Here is a 22,821-nt window from a genome sequence, read left to right on the forward strand (position 1 = left end):
AACTAAAAAAACAGGGATAGCTACGTCTTGTTGGTAAACAAACCCAAAAAATAATCATGAAAATTAAAAAAAATTGAAGAAATATGAATAATACTCCAATCCTTTTTAAAAATGAATAGTTTTTGGACTTACTTCTGAAAGTGCCTTTTTAGTTTTATGCTTTTTAATAAAAAGAAGGATGATTTTTTATTTTGGCATTAAAGGATTCAACGGATGCGTTGGTACTGCGATTGATAAAATAGTTTATATAGAGCGATAATTCAAAGTTATACTATTTGCTATGGTATTAAAAGCCCTAAAGCCAGATTGTCCAACAACATCTTTGTGCCAGTCAAACAAAAATCGTGTTCTCGTATTATAAAACTTTTAAAATGTTCTTGTTTTCTTAATTGAATGACTTCTATGAACAATTACTAAATAAAGACACCTTGTAAACCAAAGCATTTACAAGGTGTCAATGTGGAGTCGGAGAGAATCGAACTCTCGTCCAAACAAGTAACCAAAGAGCTTTCTACACGTTTATTCTTTTCTTGGATTTTCGATTATAAGCTGGTTAAAGACAACCCACTTATAACTTATCTTCTTTAGTTTCAAAAAGGCATCAAAGCGCTACCTAATCTATATTGACATTTACGATGCCTCAAAATGGAACGCCGTCAATCAAGGCTTTCCGGAGACATAAAGCTTGTACACCTTGTGTACCTAGGCCAATCCTACTATAATTCGGATTATGCAGCTAAAGCGTAGTTATTCTCGCCGTTTAAAATTTGGTCTAGCCTTTTACGTGTTTCAATGCCATTACACGACGTGCTTACCGTTCAATTAATCTCGCTGTCAAAACCAGTCGACCCCATTATTAATGAAATAGTAAATTTTTAATTTACGTAATTGAATTAATCCCGAACTTGCTTGTGCTGAATTTATTTCAGTATTTCGGGAACTCTCCAAGTAAATTTTATTTTAGCGTTACCCACTTTTGCTGTTAATGGCAAAAGTGCGTCAGGCTTTCCGCTATATCTTTTGCAAAAAAGCAAAAGGATGCCGCTTCAATCCTTAACGCGGAGTGCAAAGTTATCAAAAAAGTTTGTATACCCTTGTAAATCCGAGTATTTTAGAGCAAAATTTATACCAAATCATATTAGTGTCAGTTAAAAAAGTAACTTTATGAAGTTTGCCATAATAAAAGAGCGTAAAAACCCACCAGATCGTCGCGTGGTATTTTCACCAGCAAAATTAGTACAAGCTAAAAAACAATGTCCGGAAGCCACTTTTAAAGTAGAATCATCTGACGTTCGTGTGTTTTCAGACGAACAATATAGAGCAGCAGGATTCGAAGTCACGGATAATGTTTCAGATTGCGATGTTATGATAGGTGTAAAAGAAGTCCCAATAGACGCACTTATTCCAAATAAAAAATACTTTTTCTTTTCGCATACCATCAAAAAGCAACCCTATAACCAGAAACTACTAAAAGCCATTTTAGAAAAAAATATAGAACTCTACGATCACGAAACCATAGTTAACAAAAAAGGGTTTCGATTAATAGGATTCGGTCGTTATGCAGGTATAGTTGGAGCATACAACGGGTTTAGGGCATGGGGATTAAAATATAATTCATGGAATTTACCAAAAGCAGGGTCTTTACCAAACCAAGCTGCTTTAATTTCAGAATTAAATAAAATACAATTACCTAATATAAAAATATTGCTAACAGGAAGTGGTAAAGTGTCGAACGGCGCACAAGAAATGTTGGATGCTATGGGCATTAAAAATGTTTCGGTTAAAGATTATTTAAACAATACTTATAACGAACCTGTATATTGTAAAATAGACGTACTAGACTATAACAAACGTAAAGATGGAAAGGTTATAGGTAACTTTGACTTTTTCAATAATCCACAAGACTATGAGTCCGATTTTATGCGTTTTGCCAAAGTAACCGATTATTATATCACGGGTCATTTTTACGGAGATGGTGCCCCATTTTTATACACGCGAAACGATGTGAAATCCTCAGATTTCAATATCAAGGTAGTAGCCGATATTAGTTGCGATGTTGATGGACCAGTGGCAACAACGCTTCGCGCCTCGACCATAGGAGACCCTATTTATGGTTACGACCCACAAACAGAATCTGAAATAGATTATAAAGATGAAAAAGCTATAACCGTTATGGCAGTAGATAATTTGCCATGCGAACTCCCACAAGATGCCAGTGAAGGATTTGGTGAACAGTTTTTACAACATGTTATTCCTGCATTTTTTAATAACGATGCTGATGGTATTTTACAGCGAGCCAAAATCACAGAAAACGGAAAATTGACAGAAAGATTCTCATATTTGCAAGATTATGTAGATGGAAACTAATATTTTTGTTATAATTTTAAATCACATGCAATATTAAAACGGCATTAGTAACAGGAGCTGCATCAGGATTAGGTTATGAGTTAACACTTTTATTAGCAAAAGATGCTTATAAATTAATACTTGTAGATGTTGATGCCGTGAATTTAGCAAAAACTAAAGCTGAAATAGTACATGGTTTTAATGTTGAGGTTGTTGCGTTAACCAAAGATTTAAGCCTTCCAAATGTTGCCCAAGAAATTATAGATGATATTGATAATATTCCAATTGATGTGTTAATAAATAACGCAGGTTTTGGCTTATTTGGTTCGTTTGCAGAAACCGATTGGGAGCGCGAATCCGCTATGTTGCATGTGCATATCATAACAACAACCCATTTAACTAAATTGGTGTTAGAAAATATGATTAAATGTGGTTCGGGCCAAATTTTAAATATGTCATCTTTGGCAGCTTTTCAGCCAGGGCCTTTAATGTCTATTTACTACGCTTCAAAAAGTTATATGTTATCATTTTCTGAAGCCATTGCCAATGAGCTTAAAGGTACAGGTATTACGGTAACAGCACTATGTCCAGGGCCAACAAAAACATCTTTTCAAGAAACTGTTTCGAAAAACACCTACGACAACAAACTAAAATTCAATATGGCCTGTGCCAAAGAAGTCGCACTTTATGGCTATAAGGCCATGCTTAAAGGAAAGTCGTATGCCATTCCCGGAGGGTTCAATAAGTTTTTAGCTGCCTTGCCTCGATTTATTCCCAGAAATACAGCCACATCTATTGTTAGAAAAATTCAAGCAAAAAACAGGGAGGATTAGTTCTCAGAGTTCCACTTTTAATAATTGTTTAAACATCCAAAACCCTACTCCCAAGAACGTTCCGAAAAGTATAGTAAACAACCAAGCTTCTTTATGAATGAGTGGTTGTATTGCTGTGTTTATAATATCAATGAGTAAATACATAGGATTACTTATTACTTTCCAAGAATTATAGCGTAAAAATCGGCCTAAATAGACACCGAAACCTGTAAGGAAAAATATGAAAAAGAGCATAGAAAAAGACTAAAGGAAAAAGAAACCAAACTATGAAACCTGTAGACGAATATTTTATAAAACAAAAGGAACCGTATCAATCTATCATGCTTTATGTTAGAGATGTTATTTTAAATACACTTCCAGGAGTAGAAGAAAGGTATAGTTATAAAATCCCGTTTTATAATATTGAAAAAAAGCCTATGGTCTATTTGAATATTTTAAAGGGAAAAAATTATGTTGATGTTGGTTTTGTTCAAGGCATTCTTCTTGAAAAAGATTTTCCTATTTTGAAAAATGATAATAAACGCAAGCAGGTTCGTTCTATTCAATTAAAATCTATTGAAGATTTAAATCAAGAAAATTTTGTAGCACTATTGCATGCAGCCGCTGAGCAACTTAAAAAAAGTAAAAGGGCTTGGTTCATATAGTTTAAAGGCTATTAATTGTTTTTCTAATGGCCACTAAATTTGTTAGAAGGTTTTCTAAATTATCTAAATGAAGCATATTAGCACCATCGCTTTTGGCATTAGCAGGGTCAAAATGGGTTTCAATAAACAGACCATCTACATTGTTAACAATACCCGCTCGGGCAATGGTTTCTATCATGTCTGGCCTGCCACCAGTAACGCCAGCAGATTGATTGGGTTGTTGTAAAGAGTGGGTAACATCTAATACGGTAGGCGCATATTGGCGCATGGTAGGAATGCCACGAAAGTCTACAATCATGTCTTGATAGCCAAACATGGTGCCTCTATCGGTTATCCAGGCTTTATTGTTACCAGCATCTTTCACTTTTTGTACAGCGTGCTTCATGGCTTCTGGACTCATGAACTGACCTTTTTTTAAGTTCACCACTTTTCCTGTTTTTGCCGCTGCAACCAATAAATCGGTTTGTCTTACCAAAAAAGCAGGAATTTGCAATACATCAACATACTGTGCAGCTAGATAGGCATCACTAATTTCATGGATATCCGTAACTGTAGGAACATCAAAAGTGTCAGAAACTTTTTTAAGAATTCTTAAAGCTTTCTCATCGCCAATTCCAGTAAAACTGTCAATTCTACTTCTATTAGCTTTCTTGAAACTACCTTTAAAAACATAAGGAATTTCTAATTTATTAGTGATTTCGACTACTTTTTCAGCAATACGTAATGCCATGTCTTCACTTTCAATGGCACAGGGACCACATAATAAAAAGAAATTATCAGAATTTGTGTGTTTTAACTTCGGAACGTCGCTAAGGTGCATGTACTTTAAAATTTAAGCAGCAAAGTTACGTATTAAATACGTTCTTTTAAACTATTTCTTATTATCCATAGTGCCATGATAAAATTAGCAAAAACAAATAACCCACCATAAATCATAAGTTGTTTAATGGGGTAAGAAAGCGCTATAATTTTAAATGCATCGGATAAAAACGCTAAAATTAAATACGAAGAAATACAAACAAAAGTTATTCCAAGAGTGAAATTAAGCCTATGATTAGGCTTAATGATTTGCCATAAAAAAGGAATGCCAAACAATAAAATTGGGTAGGCGGTAATACCTTCGATTTTATTTACCATGGTAAACCAATAAGCCGTAATGGCAATAAAATAAAGGTAAGGTATAAGGTTTGTGTATTTATTGATTAGTGACATAATTACGCTTTTTTACTGTTCTAGTGTGATTGAATTACTAAAATTAACGGAATCATTTTTTAAAAAGTATAAATGCTAATAAATATAACATTTTTTTAACTAAATAACACGTACCTTTGCACGCTTAAAATAAGGCACTATTATGGCTAATATTAAAAACATTGCAATTATTGCACACGTAGATCATGGCAAAACAACTTTGGTTGATAAAATCATGTATCATTGTCAACTATTTAGAGAAAATCAGAATACTGGTGATTTAATTCTAGATAATAACGATTTGGAACGTGAAAGAGGTATTACAATTACATCTAAAAATGTTTCTGTAGTTTACAAAGACACAAAAATCAATATTATCGATACACCTGGTCACGCCGATTTTGGTGGTGAAGTTGAGCGTGTATTAAATATGGCTGATGGTGTTTTATTATTAGTAGATGCTTTTGAAGGGCCTATGCCACAGACACGTTTTGTACTTCAAAAAGCAATTGATTTAGGATTGAAACCTTGTGTGGTTATCAATAAAGTTGACAAAGAAAACTGTACACCAGATGAGGTACATGAAAAGGTTTTTGATTTAATGTTCGAATTAGGTGCTGAAGAATGGCAATTAGATTTCCCAACGGTTTATGGTTCTGCCAAAAACAACTGGATGAGTGATGATTGGAAAGACGAAACAGAAAATATTGAGCCATTATTAGACATGGTTATTGAACATATTCCTGCTCCTAAAATTGAAGAAGGAACAACACAAATGTTAATCACATCTTTAGATTTTTCTTCTTTTACAGGAAGAATTGCTATTGGACGGCTAATGAGAGGTGGATTAAAAGTTGGTCAGAATATTTCTTTAGTAAAAAGAGATGGCAGCATCCAAAAATCTAAAATTAAAGAACTTCATGTTTTTGAAGGTTTGGGGCGTTTAAAAGTTGATAGTGTACAAACAGGAGATATTTGTGCCATTGTTGGTCTTGAAGGTTTTGAAATAGGTGATACGGTTGCCGATTGGGAAAACCCTGAAGGCATGAAAACTATTGCCATAGATGAACCAACAATGAGTATGTTATTTACCATTAACGATTCGCCTTTCTTTGGTAAAGATGGAAAATATGTAACATCTCGTCATATTAAAGACCGTTTGGCTAGAGAGCTAGAGAAAAACTTGGCACTTAAAGTAGAAGATACAGATAGTGCAGATAAGTTTATTGTTTTTGGTCGTGGTGTATTACACTTATCGGTTTTAATAGAAACTATGCGTCGTGAAGGTTACGAACTTCAAATCGGGCAACCACAAGTAATCATCAAAGTGATTGATGGTGTAAAATGTGAGCCTATTGAGGAAATGACAATCGATTTACCCGAAACAGTTTCAGGTAAAGCTATTGAGATGGTGACTATGCGTAAGGGAGAAATGCTAAGCATGGAAGCTAAAGGTGAGCGCATGGTTTGTCAATTTATGGTGCCTTCTAGAGGTATTATAGGTCTGCGTAACCAATTATTAACGGCAACTCAAGGTGAGGCTATAATGGCGCACAGGTTTAAAGAATACCAACCTCTTAGAGGAGGTATTCCAGAACGTCAAAATGGTAGTTTAGTATCTATGGAAAAAGGACAAGCTATTCCGTATTCTATTGATAAATTACAAGATAGAGGTAAGTTTTTTGTTGATCCAGGTGAAGATATTTATGAAGGTCAGGTTATTGGAGAAAATTCTCGTGGTGATGATATGACTGTTAATATCACAAAAACAAAAAAGATGAGTAATGTTCGTTCTTCTGGAGCGGATGATAAAGCTAAAATTGTTCCTGCAATTAAATTCTCTTTAGAAGAAGCTTTAGAGTATATTCAAAAAGATGAATATGTTGAGGTAACGCCAAACTTTTTACGTTTACGTAAAATCTATTTAACAGAAGTTGATAGAAAGCGTTACAAATCGATATAAATGGAATTCTTTGGGGTTTCATTAGTAGAGTGGATTGGTTACGTGGCAATGGCAACCGTTCTAGTCTCATTCTTAATGAAATCTGTTAATAAATTACGAATAGTAAACTCCTTAGGGTGTTTACTATTTGTGCTTTACGGGCTTTTGCTTCAACCATTGTCAAAGCCTATAATTATTACTAATATCGCTATTTTTAGTATTAATTTGTACTACTTGCTTCAAAAGAAAGCGTAATTGGAATAAGTTTCTTTATTTCGAAGTTTAGCCGATAATTTCTTACGTAAACGTAAAAGAAAATTTAGAAACGATAAATCATTTTGTATATTTATACCTTTATAAAAATCACAAAAGAATATTGTGTTCTTTTCGGCGTTTACAATACATTGTGTGTCATTTTAAAAACTTAAGTCGAGTAAAGAAAACGCATATTAATTGAAAAAATTAATAGATTATATAAATAGTAAGGTTTTAGTTAAAACGGCCTCGCTGCAAAGTGCCTCAGTATTAACCAGAATAATTGCTGGATTATTAACATCCAAGGCTATTGCAGTTTTTGTAGGACCTGTTGGATTGGCATTGATAGGTAACTTACGTAATTTTGTTGGTGCTTTTCAATCTGTGGCAACGCTTGGTTTATATAAAGGTGCTGTAAAATTTATTTCTGAGTTTAAAGAGAATACAATAGAATTAAGTAAAACACTTTCTACAGTGTATTATGTTGGTTTTATCTCTACCATTATGGTGTCTTTTTTCTGTTATTTTAAAGCCGAATGGATAAATACTATCATATTTCCTACCTATAGCGATTATGCCTATGTTATTCAGATTTTTGCCATAGTACTTCCTTTTTATGCTTTAAATATGTTTTCATTTTCGATAATGAATGGTTTCTCAAAGTATAAAATTCTCATCATTATTAACATAATAGGACAGACTTTAAGTGTTTCAATTGCATTACTTTTAATATACCAAAATAAAATAGATGGCGCTTTAATATCGGTAGCTATTGCCGAGTCATTAATATTTTTAATCACTCTTGTTGGTATTGTAAACAGGCGTAGTTTAGTGCCACTCATAAAGTTAAGCAATGTAAGTTTTAATGTATTTAAAAAATTGAGCCCTTACTCTATAATGGCGCTTTTTACAGCAGTTTTGTTACCGCTTATTGCTATTGCCATCCGATCTTATATTATAGAAAATATTGGTTATAAAGACGCTGGATTTTGGGAAGCTATGACTAGGATATCTAAGTATTATTTAATGTTAGTTAGTTCTTTAGTGGCACTGTATCTTTTACCTCGATTTTCAGAAATTGATGATACTAAAACGTTTAAAAAAGAAGTCTTTAGTTTCTATAAAACGATTGTGCCCATTTTAGCAGTTGGATTGTTAATTATATATTTATTAAGGCATTATATAATAATTGCAGTCTTCTCTGAAGAATTTATACCAGTAGAAGATTTGTTTTTATGGCAACTATTAGGTGATTTTGTAAAAGTCTTATCCATAGTTATTGCTTATCAATTTTTAGCAAAGAAAATGTTTTGGCATTATATTTTAACAGAAGCTTTTCTCATTATTATTTTATACACGACCAGCGTTTACTTTATTAATTTATACGATGATGTTAAAGGGGCAGTTGTTGCACATTTTGTCAGTTATATTATGTATTATGGTATTATATTGCTTATTTTCGGAAGTTCTCTTTTTGGTATAGATAACGAAAAGAAATAGTTTTTTCCATCACAAAAAATAAGATTGATATCAAATAAGCGGTATTTATATTTAAATGATTAAAAAAATTAAACAAGACCTTAAAAAGAATATGTTGCTTAAAGTGGCATCTTTTAATTCTTTAAGCATTTTTGTAAGGTTAATTTCGGGTTTTGTTTTATCTAAAGCTGTTGCTTATTTTTTACTTCCGCAAGGCATGGCGCTTACTGGAAATTTAAGAAGTTTTTTATTAAGTTGTCAGGGCATTTCTGTTAGTGCCGCACAAAATGGTGTAGTAAAATATACTGCCGAGAATAAAAATGATGATTTAGCACTTAAAAAGATTATTTCCACATCTTTTTTTTTAGTAACGGTATTTACTGTAGTTGTGTCTTTGGTTTTAATTTTTTTTTCTAATTATTTCAGCGTTTTAGTATTTGGAATCAATGATTATGGTTATGCTATTAAAATATTGGCTTATATACTTCCTTTATTTACTTTAAATACTTTTATTTTGTCAATTATTAATGGTTTAGGCAAGTATAAGCGTGTTATAGCGATTAATACTATTGGTTATATTGTTAATGTTGTAATCGTTGTGCTTTTACTTTATTTTTATAATTTAGAAGGTGCTATTATTGCAATTATAACTGTGCCATCTATTTTACTATTTATAACGCTATTTTGGGTTAAGGATATCAAATCGATTTTTAGTAGTATTTCTATTTCAAATGTTTCTAAAACATATTTTAGCGGATTATCATCATTTGTGATTATGGCTATATTTACGGCGTTAACAATACCAATTGTACATGTAATAGTTAAGAATTACATTATTGAAAATATTGGGCTTAAAGAAGCTGGTTATTGGGAAGCTATGATTAAAATATCACAATACTACCTAGTGTTTGTTATGAGTCTTTTTTCATTGTATTTGTTGCCAAAATTATCAGAAAACCAAACAGATGAAGGGTTTAAAAGTTTGATAGGCCAATTTTATAAAACCATTTTACCTATGGTGGTTTTGGGCTTTGTTGTAATTTATGTTTTTAGGTATTGGATTGTAAGGATTACTTTAACCCAAGAGTTTCTCCCAACACAAGAATTGTTTTTTTGGCAGCTTGTAGGAGATTTTTTTAAAATAGTATCATTTGCAATCGCTTACCAAATGCAAGCTAAAAAGATGTTGTTTTGGTATTTATTTGGCGAGTTATTTTATGTTACGGCCATATATTTTTTCAGTATCTATTTTATTGATAGGTTTGAAATTAAAGGAGCGGTAATTGGCCATGCCATTAGTTATTTCTTTTATTTTATGCTGATGTTGTTTGTATTTAGGAAGTCGCTGTTAACCAAAATCAATGTTTAAGTTGAAAGGTAAAATATATTTATTAGTTTTCATTTATTGGCTTATTCTAGAATATGTGTTAGAAGGGGTATTTCATTTTTTTTCTTTCTATAGATTTTATAATATAGTTGAGAACCTACTTTTTACTGCGTTTGTTATTTTTATAATAAGTCAGATAAATAACAATACTATAAAGCGCAACCTTTATGGCCTTTTTATAATTTTTGTCGCTTGTATGTTTTGGTTTGAAACAATAATGTATTTGAATTTTAAAATACATTTCGGGCCATCTTCATTTTTTGTTTTCTTAAATACCAATCCGGATGAGTTAACAGAGTTTGTTAAGGAATATTCAAATACGCGTTTAGTTATTGTAACTATACTATTTTTAATGCCTTTATTAAAACTAAAATCTATCGTTAATTGTGTGTTTGATTTTGGTTCTAAGTACCAATTAAAAAGGAAAAAGATTTTGAAAACAGGAATTATTGCTATTCTTTTTTTGACAGTGTTTAAGTTCTCTTTAATAGTAGTCCATAATTTACCTTATTTGATTTGTCGTTCACTAATATTAAATTATAAGGATACACAGTATATTGATGATTTCAATGCTAAAATTGATGCAAATTCGGTCTTATTTCAAAATATAAACAGTAGCTTAAATAGTACATTTATTGTAGTTATTGGAGAGTCTGTTACGTCCGCACACATGCAATTATATGGTTATTATAGAGAAACCACTCCGTTTTTTTATAATAACAGGGATAGTCTAAGTATATACAAGGACGTAATAAGCCCCAACACGTCTACTTTTCATTCTTTAAGTAAAGCATTAACCTTAGGGAATTATGAGGATCCAAAAAAAGTTTTAGCCTTGCCAATTACCACTTTATTCAATAAGTCTGGGTTTAAAACGTTTTGGATATCGAACCATAGCCCAGCATTTAATCCAGGTAGTAATTTAGCTAGAGTTGCAAATCAAGCACAATCAATATTCTTTAATTCTAAGGAAGCTGTTATGAATAATTTAAAGCATGATGGGGAATTATTATATAAAATAGATGAAGCTTTAAAAGATAAAGCTCCAAATAAAATTATTTTTTTACATTTAATTGGAGCTCATTTCTCATATGAAAATAGATACCCAAATGAGTTTAATGTCTTTAAGGATAAACCACAAACTCAATTTAATAGTGAAATGGCTCATCAAAAAATAAACACTTATGATAATGCTGTAAAATACTCAGATTTTATTCTTGATAGTGTATTGGATAAGATAAAAAGGGAAAGCACAATTAATAAATACCTTTTATATTTTTCAGATCATGGAGAAGAGGTTTTTCAAGATGATAATTTTTATGGACATTTAGAGGATAGACCAACTAAAAATACTTTTAAAATACCATTTGTTATGTGGTACGGTAATCAGTTTGCATATCCAAACGATTACGTTTTTGATGAAAATAGAAAATATATGACAGATGACTTATGGCACAGCATAGCTCATATCTCAGGACTCAAAAATTTATTTGTAGATAGTACACGAAGTGTTTTTAGTAATAATTTTATTAAAAGAAAACGCATTATTTTAGAAAGTAAAGATTATGAAACATTATTTAAATGAATCATAAAAAACATATTTGCATTATAGTTGATTGTTTTTGTGGTGGTGGAGCAGAAAAAGTAGCAGCATCTTTTTCTTTTCTATTGGAAAAAAAAGGATATAAAGTATCAATTATATCTCTTAGAGATGATATTACCTATAAGTATACAGGAGAACTATATAATTTAGGACGCAACGAACCATCCGTTAAGTGGATAAAACAATTAAAAAAAGTAGTATTGTTTAGAAAATATTATAAATCCATTAATGCAGATTTTTATGTGGATTTTAGGATGCGCAATAGATTTATTATGGAATCCTTGCTTCATCTTTTTGTATTTAAATCTAGAAAAATGGTAATGAGTATTCAGCATTATAATATTGCTTATCACATACCAAAAAGTGCTATCTTTAAAAAGGTTTATAGTCAAGTTAAAGCAATTGCAGCCGTATCTAACGATATTGTAGCAGAACTTAAAACTTATCACACATTCAATAATGTAAAGTATACTCCCAATTTTGTAAATAAGGATTTGCTCGTAACATCTAAATCACCACCAAATAATATTCCAAATAATGCCGTATTGGCTATAGGAAGGCTAAATAATCCTGTTAAGCAATTTGATAAACTTATATTGAGCTATAAAAATACTAAAACATTCAAAAAAGGGATTCCTTTGATTATTTTAGGTGATGGTCCAGATAGGTTAAAACTTGAAGCGTTAATTGAAGCTAATAATTTGCAATCTAGTGTTAAGTTATTAGGATTTGTTCCTAACCCATATGATTATATAAAACAATGCAAATTTTTAGTGCTTTGTAGCAAATATGAAGGTATGCCATTAGTTATACTTGAAACTCTTACGTTGGGAAAGCCTGTAGTTTCTTTTGATTGCAAATCAGGCCCTTCAGAATTGATAATTCATAAAGAAAATGGACTTTTGGTTAAAGACCAAGACTTCCATGAATTAGAAAAAAGTATTGATTTGTTACAGGAAGATGAATTATTATATAAAAGATTGACTAATAATGCCACAAGTTCTATGGGGAAATTTTCTGGTAAAGAAATAATTAAAGATTGGGAAGCTGTTTTTAACGCTTAAAAGAAGTAATCCTAATACTCCTTTTTAAAAGCCAGTTTTTAATTTTTTTAATACTATTTATTAAAAAAACAGGTAAATTCAAATAAAGCTTTTGAGTAAAATTAATATTGCTTTTATCTAAATTTTTTAATAACTGATTGTGTTTTTCACGATTAAATTCTATTTTATAAATTACAGCAAAAAAGTATCTATAAAAGTCAAGATATTTTTTGAGTTCTAAATCCTTTAAAGCAAAAGATTCATAGGACTCAAAATTAGGAAGGGTTTTATTACTTATGGATTGAGATGATAATTGATTGTCAATATTTAATCTAATAACAGCTAGGGGTTTGTAATGGTAGGCCACTTGATACTTATGTAAATGGATTAATATATTAAAATCAATATCTTCAGCATAATTAATGGATTTGTTAAATTGGATATGATTAAAAACTTCTTTTTTATAGGCTACACTACTTTGGCAGAATAAAAGTTGGTGCATGTTAGCTTCTAAAAAAGAGTCAACTAAAAAAGACGTGTTTTTTAAATATCTATTTACATTTTTTTTAGTTTTTATTTGAACGTTTTCTGTATGTTGTTCTATATAATCCGTTCCAAAAACTGAAGCATTGGGGAAAGTGTCATATAATGCTTTTATAGTTGATAAAAATTGAATGTCCCATAAGTCATCAGCATCTAATAAAGCAACTAATTTTCCTTTAGCAGCTTGAATTCCGTTGTTCCTACTAGCCGATAAGCCTTGATTTTTTTGATTTAATATTGAAATAAAATCAACATCTTTAAAATGTTTTTTAATCTCTTCTAGGCTATTATCCGTCGAACCGTCATTTACAATAATAATTTCAAAATCAGTAAAATTTTGATTTATAACACTGTTAATAGTGCTTGCGATATATGCTTCCTTATTATAAAGCGGGATTATTACGGAAAAAAATGGATCCATTCTATTTTGGTAAACTTAAATAATATCCTAAGCGATAAAAATCAAATAATATTAAAGAAGGGCTGTTTGATAATAACTGCTTTTTAATAGGGTTTTTTAAAACTGAATATATAAGAATTATTATGAAATGAAGTTTGTATTTAGTTAATAAATTAGCAAAACGAGATAATGCAGTATCTTTTGGTTTTACTAATTTTTGTTTTACAAATGAATACAAGACATTTGTGGCTTCTTCAGATTTTTTTAAGAAGACTACACTAGATTCTAAACCTAAATGCAAAACAGGGTTGTTAATATGTTTTATACTGATATTCTTTTTTTTTGCATCCAAAGCAAATAATGTATCTTCATGTCTAAGATTTGGGATGTCTGTATTAAATTTGATATGATTAAAAACTTCCTTTTTCGATAAAAAATTTAAAGTTAGAAATCTTAAATGAGGATTCTCATTTCGGTCTGAAACTTTTAGAGCCTCTCTTTTTTTTCCATAAACCCATCGTAACATTTGATTATTGCTAGGTTTATTTTTTTGATAAGAAATCCCTCCATAAACTATTTGACTCGAAGTGTTTTTAATGTCATTTAAATAAACTTGAATGAAATTCTTGTTAATTATTTTTGTGTCAGCATCCAAAAACAAAAGCCAGTTGTATTTAGCATCATTTGCTAATAAGTTTCTAATGGCACTTCTCCCAATATTTTTTTCTAACGCTCTAAATTTGGCAAAAGTTAAATCTTCAATTTTAGTGTTATTTATAATAGGTAATGTAGAGGCATCGTCATAAACTAAAAGTTCGAAAACAATATGAGCTTTAATGGCTTGTTTGTGTAACTCCAGAGCAAGCTCAAAGGTGTCATAGTTATATGTAGGAATTAATATTGAAAGCATAATTAATTTTTCCGTTGTACTACTTCATAAACCTGATTCTCATCACACTTCAAAGTTTTACTTGGATATTTAAGGAGTAAAGCATAATCGTGTGTAGCCATTAAAATAGTATTTCCGTTTTTGTTAATGTCTTGAAGTACTTCCATAACTTCAACACTGGTCTGAGGGTCTAAGTTGCCCGTTGGTTCGTCGGCTAATATCAGTTCTGGATTATTTAACAAAGCTCTAGCAATAGCAACACGTTGTTGCTCACCACCCGAAAGTTCATGTGGGTATTTAAACCCTTTGGTTTTCATGTCTACTTTAGTCAACACCTCTTCAACACGCGTCTTCATTTCTGTTTTATCCTTCCAACCTGTAGCTTTAAGTACAAAAAGTAAGTTATCGTTTATAGTTCTATCAATTAATAATTTGAAATCTTGAAAAACAACACCTAGTTTTCGTCTTAAAAACGGAATGTCCTTTTCTTTAAGGTTTTTTAAATCAAAATCCACAATATGTCCTTCGCCTTCAGTTAAAGGTAAATCACCATAGAGCGTTTTCATAAAACTACTTTTCCCAGTTCCCGTTTTTCCAATTAAGTACACAAAATCTCCTTTATTAATTTCTACATTAACATTAGAAAGAACAAGGCTCTCTCCTTGAAAAATAGAAGCGTCTTTTAATTGTAGTATGGCATTAGACATAATTAATGTTTTTTATTGATTTTAAACGATTCAATTTTACTAGCACAAAATAGACAATTAATGGTAAATAAGGAAAAGCATACCTACTGTTAGAACCATAAACTACTAGAGCTTGTGCTATAGACCCACAAAGTACAATGCATATTACTAACAAGTCAAAATCATAAACTATACATTTTGATTTAAAAAAAAGAAATAATTTTTTTATTGAAAATAGTAAGAATAGAACATAAAAAAGGATGAGTAGGTATTTTATAAATCCATTCCAGATAATTAAAATAAAAAATTTAAAGTATTCACTGTTAAATTTTTCTCTGTTAATTAATAATGTTTCACCATATCCCCAAAATAAAGTCCAAGAAATAATAGCTTGTTTTACATACAAATCAGGATGATTCTTGAATAAATTTTTTGAAATCCTTCCTAATTCATTACATAAATCTTGTTCACTTAACCGTGTTTTTTCCAAAAGTTCATCATAAGCATACCAAACACTCATTGGCAAATCAAATGGTTTTACTTTGTTGATTGAATCTCTATGTTTAACAAAAATATCACGAATAAGTTTGTCTTCTTCTGGAGCTTTATCAAAAAAAGTTGTTGCTAATTGTGATAAATTGAGACCTAAATAAAACGTGTTATTAAAATAACCTGTATTTTTTTTATTAACCATATTCCAACTGTAGTAACTAACTAATGGTACGATAAGAATACATATAGATTTTAATAAGAGGTCTGTTTTTGTTTTCTTATTTATAATAATATTAACAATATAAAAAAGGGTAAATCCTACTGGGAAATAGATATAGAATGGTTTTATAAGATAAAGCCAACTAAATATAAAGGAAATAATAAAATAATGTTTTACAGGGGTATCAAATTTTAAAAGTTTATATCTTTCTATATACCAAAACATAAGAATGATTAAAAAAACAGATAGTGCTTCAGTAAGTATAGCAAATTCAAAAAAGATAAAATGAATAAATAGGTTTAGACATAGAGTAGCCGTAAACGCAAAGGTCTTTAAATGGGTTTTTAAACGAACTAGGTCGTAAAAGAAGTATGACCCTATAACTCCAAGTATTAATTGTATAGCTACAGTTATACCTAAAATATTATTGGAAATAGCTATTAGGAATGGAAACCCAGGTGTTCGCCTGCCAGAGTAGTCTGTAAGGTTTAATTCTAATAAACGATTACCAAGAGCAATATAGGCTTTGCTATCAGGAAAAATAGTTACAGAACCATATAAAAATAAAACGATAAGTCGTAATATAATTAAACTAAAAAATAAAGCTTTTAAAGTGTGGTTGTTAATATAATAGTTTATCCTTTTTAACATATTAAGATTTATAGTGCTTACGTATTTTATATAATTCTAATGGAAGTTTTATGATATCTATTAGTTTGATTTTAGACCCGCCTCGGTCGTACCATTCTATAAGTTGAAATTCTTCTACTTCTGTTATAAAAGTCTTAGGGTTTATAATTTTTTGTGCTCTTAAAAAGAGTTCTATGTCAAATAACCAATTTCCAACAAATGGTCTTTTGAAAAGTTGTTTTGCTAAATGGGTAGTCATCAATTTAGCACCACATTGTGTGTCGTATATGGGTAATTTTAAAATATAAACATCAGTAATTGTGGCAATGATTCTTCCTGATATGTGTCTTGCGAAACTTCGTTTAATGGAGGTTCCTAACTTTTTCATTCTTGAACCAAAAACAAAATCTGCATGTGGTCTTTTGTTTTTAAAAAGCCTTTCAAATTCTTGTAAAGGTGTAGATAAGTCTGCATCTAAATAACCTATATGTTTATAATCACCTTCAATATGTAAAACAGCGTGTCTTATAGCTTCGGCTTTTCCCAAATTTTTTTTTAAATCAATTAAGATAGTGTTAGGTGAGTTCTTTTTTATTTGAGTTAGTAAATCAATGGTGTTGTCTGTACTGCCATCATTAATAAAACAAATGCTAAAACTTTTTGTAAGGTTAAGAAAAGATTGATAAGCATTGATATCTAGTCTTTTCTCTTCATTAAAACAAGGAATAATTATAATGCATTCATTTTGCATAAAATATAAATTGATGAATCAATTGCTCTAAAATTCATTTGTAAGTTGTAAATATATAATAATAAAATGAGAGAGATTGAACATTTAATATCTCCGTTTATAATTATGGCATGATTATTACGTTATAGCATTTAGTTTGAATTATCTTTGATTTTTAATTAAAAAACGAATCGTTAATGACTAAAAAAAGTATCGTTTCACTAATAGTGGCTCTAAGTTTTAGTTTTCAATTTATTGCACAACAATCGGCTACTTATACTAATAATTTGGTGGATTACCAAAAGGCACTTTCGCTTTATAATAATCAACAATATCGCGCAGCTCAGTCTTTGTTTAATAGTGTTAAAAAAACATCTAAAGAAACCATTCTGCAATCCGATTGCACCTACTATATAGCCAATTGTGCGGTGCGATTAAATCAGCAAAATGCAGATCAGTTAATAGAAGGTTTTGTAAAAGAGTATCCAACAAGTACCAAACGCAATACGGCATTTGTAGATGTTGCCGATTATTATTTCGAGAATTCTAAATATGCATACGCAAGAAAATGGTATGATAAAGTAGATGAAAATGCTTTAGGCACAAAAGAAAAAGAAAAATTCTATTTTAATAATGGTTATACGGCATTTTCAACTAAGCAATATAAAGATGCAAAGAAATATTTGAGTCGCGTAGAAAATTCAACAGAATTTGGTTCTCAGGCTAAGTATTACATTGGTTTTATGGCCTATGAAGGTGATGACTATGATAAAGCCAACGCATATTTCGACCAAGTAAGTGACCAAGAACGCTACAAGGAAAACCTATCTTATTATCAGGCAGATTTAAACTTCAAACTAGCAAAATTTGAAAAAGCTATTGAATTAGCAAAAGCACGATTAGAATCTAACGATGAGAATGAAGTTTCCGAACTTTCTAAAATTATAGGAGAAAGTTATTTCAACTTAGAAAATTATGCTGAAGCTATTCCGTTTTTAACTAAATATAAAGGGCGAAAAGGAAAAAGAGATAAGGCAGGAAAATGGAATAATACGGATTATTATCAATTAGGTTATGCTCATTATAAACAAAAGGATTACGAAAAGGCCATTTCCGAATTCAATAAAATAGTAGGAGGAAACAATTCTATTGCCCAGAATGCTTACTATCATTTAGGGGAGAGCTACATCAACTTAGATAAAAAACAGGAAGCTTTAAATGCTTTTAGAAATGCATCACAAATGAATTTTGATTTGAAAATTCAAGAAGATGCTTGGTTAAATTATGCTAAGATTAGTTATGAAATAGGGAATCCGTATCAATCTGCACCTCAAGTTTTAGCGGGCTATTTAGAAAAATATCCAGATACCAATTATAAAGAGGAAATTGAAACACTTTTAATTGATTCTTATATTACTTCAAAAAATTATAAAGAAGCACTTAATTTACTTAAAGGCAAAAAGAGTTTTGAAAACAAAGTTGCTTATCAAAAAGTTGCGTTTTATAGAGGTTTAGAACTCTATAATGAAGGTAATTATCAAGAAGCCGAATCTCTTTTTGATGCATCCTTAAAAGAACCGCAAGACCAAAACTATACAGCTAGAGCAACCTTTTGGAAAGCAGAAGCGGATTATAACTTAACCAATTACGATGATGCGTTAATTGGGTTCAAACAATTTAAACAACAAACAGAAGCGTCATCTACACCAGAAATTGAAAACATAGATTATAATTTAGGGTACACCTATTTTAAGTTAAAAAATTATGGACAAGCAACCGAATATTTCAATCAATTCATTTCAAATAAAAAAGAAGATAAAGTAAGATTGAATGATGCCTATTTGCGTTTAGGCGACGGTCATTTCGTCTCTAGCCAATATCAAAGCGCTATTTCAGCTTACGACAAAGCGATTAAATTAAATGAAATAGATTCAGATTATCCAGCCTTTCAAAAAGCCATAAGTATTGGTTATACAGGACAATCTTCAAAAAAAATAAAAGCATTAGAGCAGTTTATTTCTGAATATCCGAAGTCAAAATTACGTGATGATGCCTTATATGACCTTGGTAATTCTTATGTAAAAACAAATGAAATAGACAAAGCTATGAAAGCTTATAACCAGCTAAGTAGTGAATACCGAATGAGTTCATTTGTTCCAAAAGCCTTATTGCGACAAGGTTTGGTGTATTATAACGGTAGTGAAAATGAGCGTGCTTTAACCAAATTTAAAAAAGTGGCAGGCGATTACCCTGGAACACCAGAGGCGGTTCAAGCGGTTGCAACAGCCCGTTTAATTTATATTGACCTAGGTCGAGTTGATGAATATGCTAATTGGGTTAAGCAATTAGATTATGTTGAGGTAACCGATGCCGATTTGGATAACGCCACTTACGAGGCTGCCGAAAAACAATATTTAGACAATAATACAGACAAAGCCATAAAGCAGTTTAATGGGTATTTAAATCAATTTACAAATGGTTTACATGTCTTGCAAGCACACTTTTATGTTGCACAATTATATTACAAGAAAGATCTATTAGAAAATGCGGCACCACATTATAAACATGTTATTGAAGCCTCTCAAAGTGAATTTACAGAAGAAGCTTTATCCCGTTTATCTCAGTTTTATCTGGAAAGCAAAAGTTGGAATAAAGCCATTCCTATTTTACAACGCTTAGAGGAAGAAGCCAACTATCCACAAAATATGGTGTTTGCGCAGTCTAATTTAATGAAAGCAAATTATCAATTAGAAAATTACGATAATGCGGTGTCTTATGCTGAAAAGGTTTTAGGGAGTTCTAAAATTGACAATAAAATTAAGAGTGATGCCCATATTATCATGGCGCGTTCTGCCATAAAAACAGGCGATGAGGCTAAAGCTAAAATAGCCTTCGCTAAAGTCGAAAAAGTAGCAACGGGTGAAGCAGCAGCCGAAGCCCTGTATTACAACGCCTATTTTAAAAATAAAGAAGGCAAGCATGAAGCTTCTAATAAATCAGTGCAGAAATTAGCCAAAGATTTTTCTGGATATAAGTATTATAGTGCCAAAGGTTTAGTGCTTATGGCTAAGAATTATTATGTTTTAAACGATGCGTTTCAGGCCACATATATTTTAGAAAGTGTCATTCAGAATTTTTCAGAATTTGATGATGTGGTTTCAGAAGCAAAATCGGAACTTTCTAAAATAAAAAGAGAAGAAGCTAAAACAAATTCATCAATTCAACCAGAGTAAAATAGTTTTCAGTCGGAATGCTCAACCACAGCTTATAAATCAAAAATCGTCAATCGTAAATCAAAAAAAATCAAATATGCGTAAGCACATAAAAAATATATTTACAGGTATTCTTTTATTAAGTGTAAGTTTTGGGTTTTCTCAAAGAACTAAAAATGATACCATAAACACTGGTGTTATTGACGTTGTGAAACCTTATGCACCAACAATTTCAGATGCCTTTAAGGTAAAGGAAATTCCGGCTTTAGATGATGAAACAACCGAAACAAAAAAAGAAATTAAGTATAATATTTTTTCGTTTCCAGTAGCTTCAACCTTTACACCCGCAAAAGGAAAAGCTGCTGTGGTAGAAAAGAAAGCGCCAGCAAAACTATTTGACAATTATGCCACTTTAGGCGTAGGAACGTACACGACTGTTTTAGGTGAAGTCTATTTAAATCATGCCATTAATAGAAACGAAAGTGTTGGTGGCTATGTGAGTCATCATTCATCGGCAGGAGGCATAGAAGGCTTATCTTTTGATGATGATTTTTCAAACTCAAAAGTCAATTTGAACTACTCAAATAGATTAAGGGATTTAGCATGGAATGTAGAAGCTGGTTTTCAGCACCAAATGTACAATTGGTATGGTGTTCCTCAGTCCCAAATTGTACAAGCACAAGCTAATAATATTAAAGTGGGTCATTCTTTTTATAATGCACATTTTGGTGGTGATATTACTTTTGAGGATACGTATATTAATTCAGCAAGTTTCTTTTTTAGACGCTTTGGAGATGATCAAGGTTCTGGCGAAAACAGGTTTATTGCAAAAGCCAAAGTTGATGTCCCTATTAATGATGTGGAAATTTCAACAGACATTAAGATTGATTACTTAGGGGGTACTTTCGATAGCAATTATTTTTCAAACCAAGAGCTGAATTATGGTAATTTCCAAATAGGTATTTCGCCAACGTATCAATTAAAACAAGATGATTTAACGGTTAACTTAGGGGTGTCGTTATATTATTTAAATGATAAAGAATCTGGTGATAGTAAATTTTTTGTGTATCCAAATATCACGGCTAGTTATAGGTTGGTTAACGATGTATTGATTGCATATGGAGGTATTCAAGGCGATTTAATTCAGAACTCGTATTGTGGATTTGCAAATGAAAACCCGTTTGTATCACCAACGCTTTTTATTGCTCCAACAGACCAATTATACAATGCCTACGTTGGTTTAAAAGGAAAACTGTCTAGTAACATGAGTTATAATGTTAGCGGAAGTTATTTGTCTGATAGAAATAAAGCGCTATATAAAACGAATACCATTAGAAATTTAGCACCTCAAAATCCTTATGATTATGGAAATTCTTTTGGAATGGTCTATGACGATGTAGATACGTTTGGTGTTGCAGGAGAAATAAATGTGGATGTTAATAGAAACTTTAAATTAGGAATAAAAGCGGAATATTTCAGCTATTCTACTGATGATGAATCCGAAGCTTGGAACTTACCAGATGTAAAAGGTACTTTGTTTTTGGATTATCAAATTAACGACCATTGGTTTGCAGGTGCTAATTTGTTTTATATCGGAGAGCGTCAAGACCAGTTGGTTTTAGAAGGCACACTTTTACCAGAAGATTTGGTGACTAATGTTACTTTAGAAAGTTATTTTGATGCCAATGCACATGTCGGCTATCATATAAATGAGCAGTTTTCCGTATTTGCAAAAGCTAATAATATAGCAGATGAAGGCTATCAGAAATGGCAAAGTTTCCCCGTACAAAGTATTCAGTTTTTAGCTGGCGCAACTTATAAGTTTGATTTTTGACGCTTGCGTCACCCTGAACTTGTTTCAGGGTCTCATAAGATTTGTCATTCCCGTGAAGGTCTGAATTTCATTAAGCCATACTGATTTTGATAGAAATTAAAAAGAGATTTATTTGGGCGTTACCCCGAAAAGGGGTCAGGCTTTCGGCAGTCGCTCTCTGCGAGGAGCTCCAACAAATGCCTCAATCCTTAACGCGGGCTTGCCTAAGAGCATATTCTATAAATTGAAATTCTTGAAATTTCGTAAAGTTCGTTGCAAAAGGTTAAATTGCTTAATCTTGGTTTAATCGAAAAGAATTCCTCTAGGCTCTGCCTCGGGGTTTCAATTGAAATTGTCATTCCCGTGAAAACGGGAATCTAAAATAACAGAATTTCGGGTTTTGACCTTGTCAGGCACTTTCAGAAGTAAGTCCAAAAACTATTCATTTTTAAAAAGGATTGGAGTATTATTCATATTTCTTCA

At 31.2% G+C, this 22,821-nt stretch carries 19 protein-coding genes and 1 other RNA gene; 11 read left to right on the plus strand and 9 right to left on the minus strand.

The window, feature by feature from the left end; genetic code table 11:
- Window positions 1–457: 457 nt before the first annotated feature.
- Window positions 458–852: a transfer-messenger RNA gene (gene ssrA, locus ABD935_RS07860) on the minus strand.
- Between the two features lie 312 nt (window positions 853–1,164).
- Between ssrA and ABD935_RS07865 the strand changes: the two genes are divergently transcribed.
- Together ABD935_RS07865 and ABD935_RS07870 are read left to right on the plus strand one after the other, a co-directional pair.
- Window positions 1,165–2,367, plus strand: a complete 1,203-nt coding sequence (locus ABD935_RS07865; protein WP_345191254.1) for an NAD(P)-dependent oxidoreductase — start codon at window positions 1,165–1,167, stop codon at window positions 2,365–2,367.
- A gap of 32 nt (window positions 2,368–2,399) precedes the next feature.
- Window positions 2,400–3,179, plus strand: a complete 780-nt coding sequence (locus tag ABD935_RS07870; protein ID WP_345191288.1) for an SDR family NAD(P)-dependent oxidoreductase — start codon at window positions 2,400–2,402, stop codon at window positions 3,177–3,179.
- Between the two features lie 3 nt (window positions 3,180–3,182).
- Here ABD935_RS07870 and ABD935_RS07875 read toward each other — a convergent pair whose 3' ends face one another.
- Window positions 3,183–3,413 carry a DUF1361 domain-containing protein gene (locus tag ABD935_RS07875; protein WP_345191256.1) on the minus strand — a complete coding sequence of 77 codons (231 nt, stop codon included), beginning with the start codon at window positions 3,411–3,413 and terminating at the stop codon, window positions 3,183–3,185.
- 32 nt (window positions 3,414–3,445) lie between these two features.
- Between ABD935_RS07875 and ABD935_RS07880 the strand changes: the two genes are divergently transcribed.
- Window positions 3,446–3,823, plus strand: coding sequence for a DUF1801 domain-containing protein (locus ABD935_RS07880; RefSeq protein ID WP_345191259.1), 378 nt, complete (start codon window positions 3,446–3,448; stop codon window positions 3,821–3,823).
- Window position 3,824: 1 nt separating this feature from the next.
- On the opposite strand, the gene kdsA is transcribed toward ABD935_RS07880, so the two are convergent.
- Both kdsA and ABD935_RS07890 read right to left on the minus strand, forming a co-directional pair.
- Window positions 3,825–4,643 carry a 3-deoxy-8-phosphooctulonate synthase gene (gene kdsA, locus ABD935_RS07885; RefSeq protein ID WP_345191261.1) on the minus strand — a complete coding sequence of 273 codons (819 nt, stop codon included), beginning with the start codon at window positions 4,641–4,643 and terminating at the stop codon, window positions 3,825–3,827.
- A gap of 32 nt (window positions 4,644–4,675) precedes the next feature.
- A complete protein-coding gene (locus ABD935_RS07890; RefSeq protein ID WP_345191263.1) occupies window positions 4,676–5,035 on the minus strand; it encodes a hypothetical protein in 360 nt (119 codons plus the stop codon).
- A 142-nt stretch (window positions 5,036–5,177) separates the two neighbouring features.
- Here ABD935_RS07890 and typA point away from each other — a divergent pair, with 142 nt between their 5' ends.
- The 6 genes from typA (at window position 5,178) to ABD935_RS07920 (ending at window position 12,744) form a co-directional block, all read left to right on the plus strand.
- Window positions 5,178–6,977 carry a translational GTPase TypA gene (gene typA / locus ABD935_RS07895; RefSeq protein WP_345191264.1) on the plus strand — a complete coding sequence of 600 codons (1,800 nt, stop codon included), beginning with the start codon at window positions 5,178–5,180 and terminating at the stop codon, window positions 6,975–6,977.
- A complete protein-coding gene (locus ABD935_RS07900) occupies window positions 6,978–7,211 on the plus strand; it encodes a uroporphyrinogen decarboxylase (protein ID WP_345191266.1) in 234 nt (77 codons plus the stop codon).
- A 198-nt stretch (window positions 7,212–7,409) separates the two neighbouring features.
- The gene (locus tag ABD935_RS07905; RefSeq protein ID WP_345191268.1) at window positions 7,410–8,711 is read left to right on the plus strand and encodes an O-antigen translocase; all 1,302 of its coding nucleotides are present in this window, start codon (window positions 7,410–7,412) and stop codon (window positions 8,709–8,711) included.
- Between the two features lie 55 nt (window positions 8,712–8,766).
- Entirely contained in the window at window positions 8,767–10,059 is a 1,293-nt protein-coding gene (locus tag ABD935_RS07910; protein ID WP_345191271.1) for an O-antigen translocase, read from the plus strand.
- Window positions 10,060–10,300: 241 nt separating this feature from the next.
- Window positions 10,301–11,662 carry a phosphoethanolamine transferase gene (locus ABD935_RS07915; protein ID WP_345191272.1) on the plus strand — a complete coding sequence of 454 codons (1,362 nt, stop codon included), beginning with the start codon at window positions 10,301–10,303 and terminating at the stop codon, window positions 11,660–11,662.
- Window positions 11,659–12,744 carry a glycosyltransferase gene (locus tag ABD935_RS07920; RefSeq protein WP_345191275.1) on the plus strand — a complete coding sequence of 362 codons (1,086 nt, stop codon included), beginning with the start codon at window positions 11,659–11,661 and terminating at the stop codon, window positions 12,742–12,744. Before ABD935_RS07915 ends, ABD935_RS07920 begins: the two co-directional genes overlap by 4 nt.
- On the opposite strand, the gene ABD935_RS07925 is transcribed toward ABD935_RS07920, so the two are convergent.
- The 5 genes from ABD935_RS07925 to ABD935_RS07945 are packed head-to-tail and all read right to left on the minus strand — an operon-like array spanning window position 12,734 to window position 17,334.
- Entirely contained in the window at window positions 12,734–13,687 is a 954-nt protein-coding gene (locus ABD935_RS07925; RefSeq protein ID WP_345191276.1) for a glycosyltransferase family 2 protein, read from the minus strand. The two genes, ABD935_RS07920 and ABD935_RS07925, sit on opposite strands and share 11 nt — an antisense overlap.
- A gap of 1 nt (window position 13,688) precedes the next feature.
- Window positions 13,689–14,576 carry a glycosyltransferase family 2 protein gene (locus tag ABD935_RS07930; RefSeq protein ID WP_345191278.1) on the minus strand — a complete coding sequence of 296 codons (888 nt, stop codon included), beginning with the start codon at window positions 14,574–14,576 and terminating at the stop codon, window positions 13,689–13,691.
- A gap of 2 nt (window positions 14,577–14,578) precedes the next feature.
- Window positions 14,579–15,262 (minus strand): cell division ATP-binding protein FtsE, encoded by a 684-nt coding sequence (locus ABD935_RS07935; RefSeq protein ID WP_345191280.1) that lies wholly within the window; start codon window positions 15,260–15,262, stop codon window positions 14,579–14,581.
- Window positions 15,255–16,604 (minus strand): glycosyltransferase family protein, encoded by a 1,350-nt coding sequence (locus ABD935_RS07940; protein WP_345191281.1) that lies wholly within the window; start codon window positions 16,602–16,604, stop codon window positions 15,255–15,257. The genes ABD935_RS07935 and ABD935_RS07940 overlap by 8 nt, the downstream gene beginning before the upstream one ends.
- A 1-nt stretch (window position 16,605) precedes the next feature.
- Entirely contained in the window at window positions 16,606–17,334 is a 729-nt protein-coding gene (locus ABD935_RS07945) for a glycosyltransferase (protein ID WP_345191282.1), read from the minus strand.
- A gap of 176 nt (window positions 17,335–17,510) precedes the next feature.
- Here ABD935_RS07945 and ABD935_RS07950 point away from each other — a divergent pair, with 176 nt between their 5' ends.
- Window positions 17,511–20,546, plus strand: coding sequence for a tetratricopeptide repeat protein (locus ABD935_RS07950; RefSeq protein WP_345191285.1), 3,036 nt, complete (start codon window positions 17,511–17,513; stop codon window positions 20,544–20,546).
- A gap of 76 nt (window positions 20,547–20,622) precedes the next feature.
- Entirely contained in the window at window positions 20,623–22,359 is a 1,737-nt protein-coding gene (locus ABD935_RS07955) for a TonB-dependent receptor (RefSeq protein ID WP_345191286.1), read from the plus strand.
- Window positions 22,360–22,821 lie beyond the last annotated feature (462 nt).

Origin of the sequence: Algibacter agarivorans, assembly GCF_039543245.1 — a bacterium.
GTDB classification, from domain to species: Bacteria; Bacteroidota; Bacteroidia; order Flavobacteriales; family Flavobacteriaceae; genus Algibacter_G; species Algibacter_G agarivorans.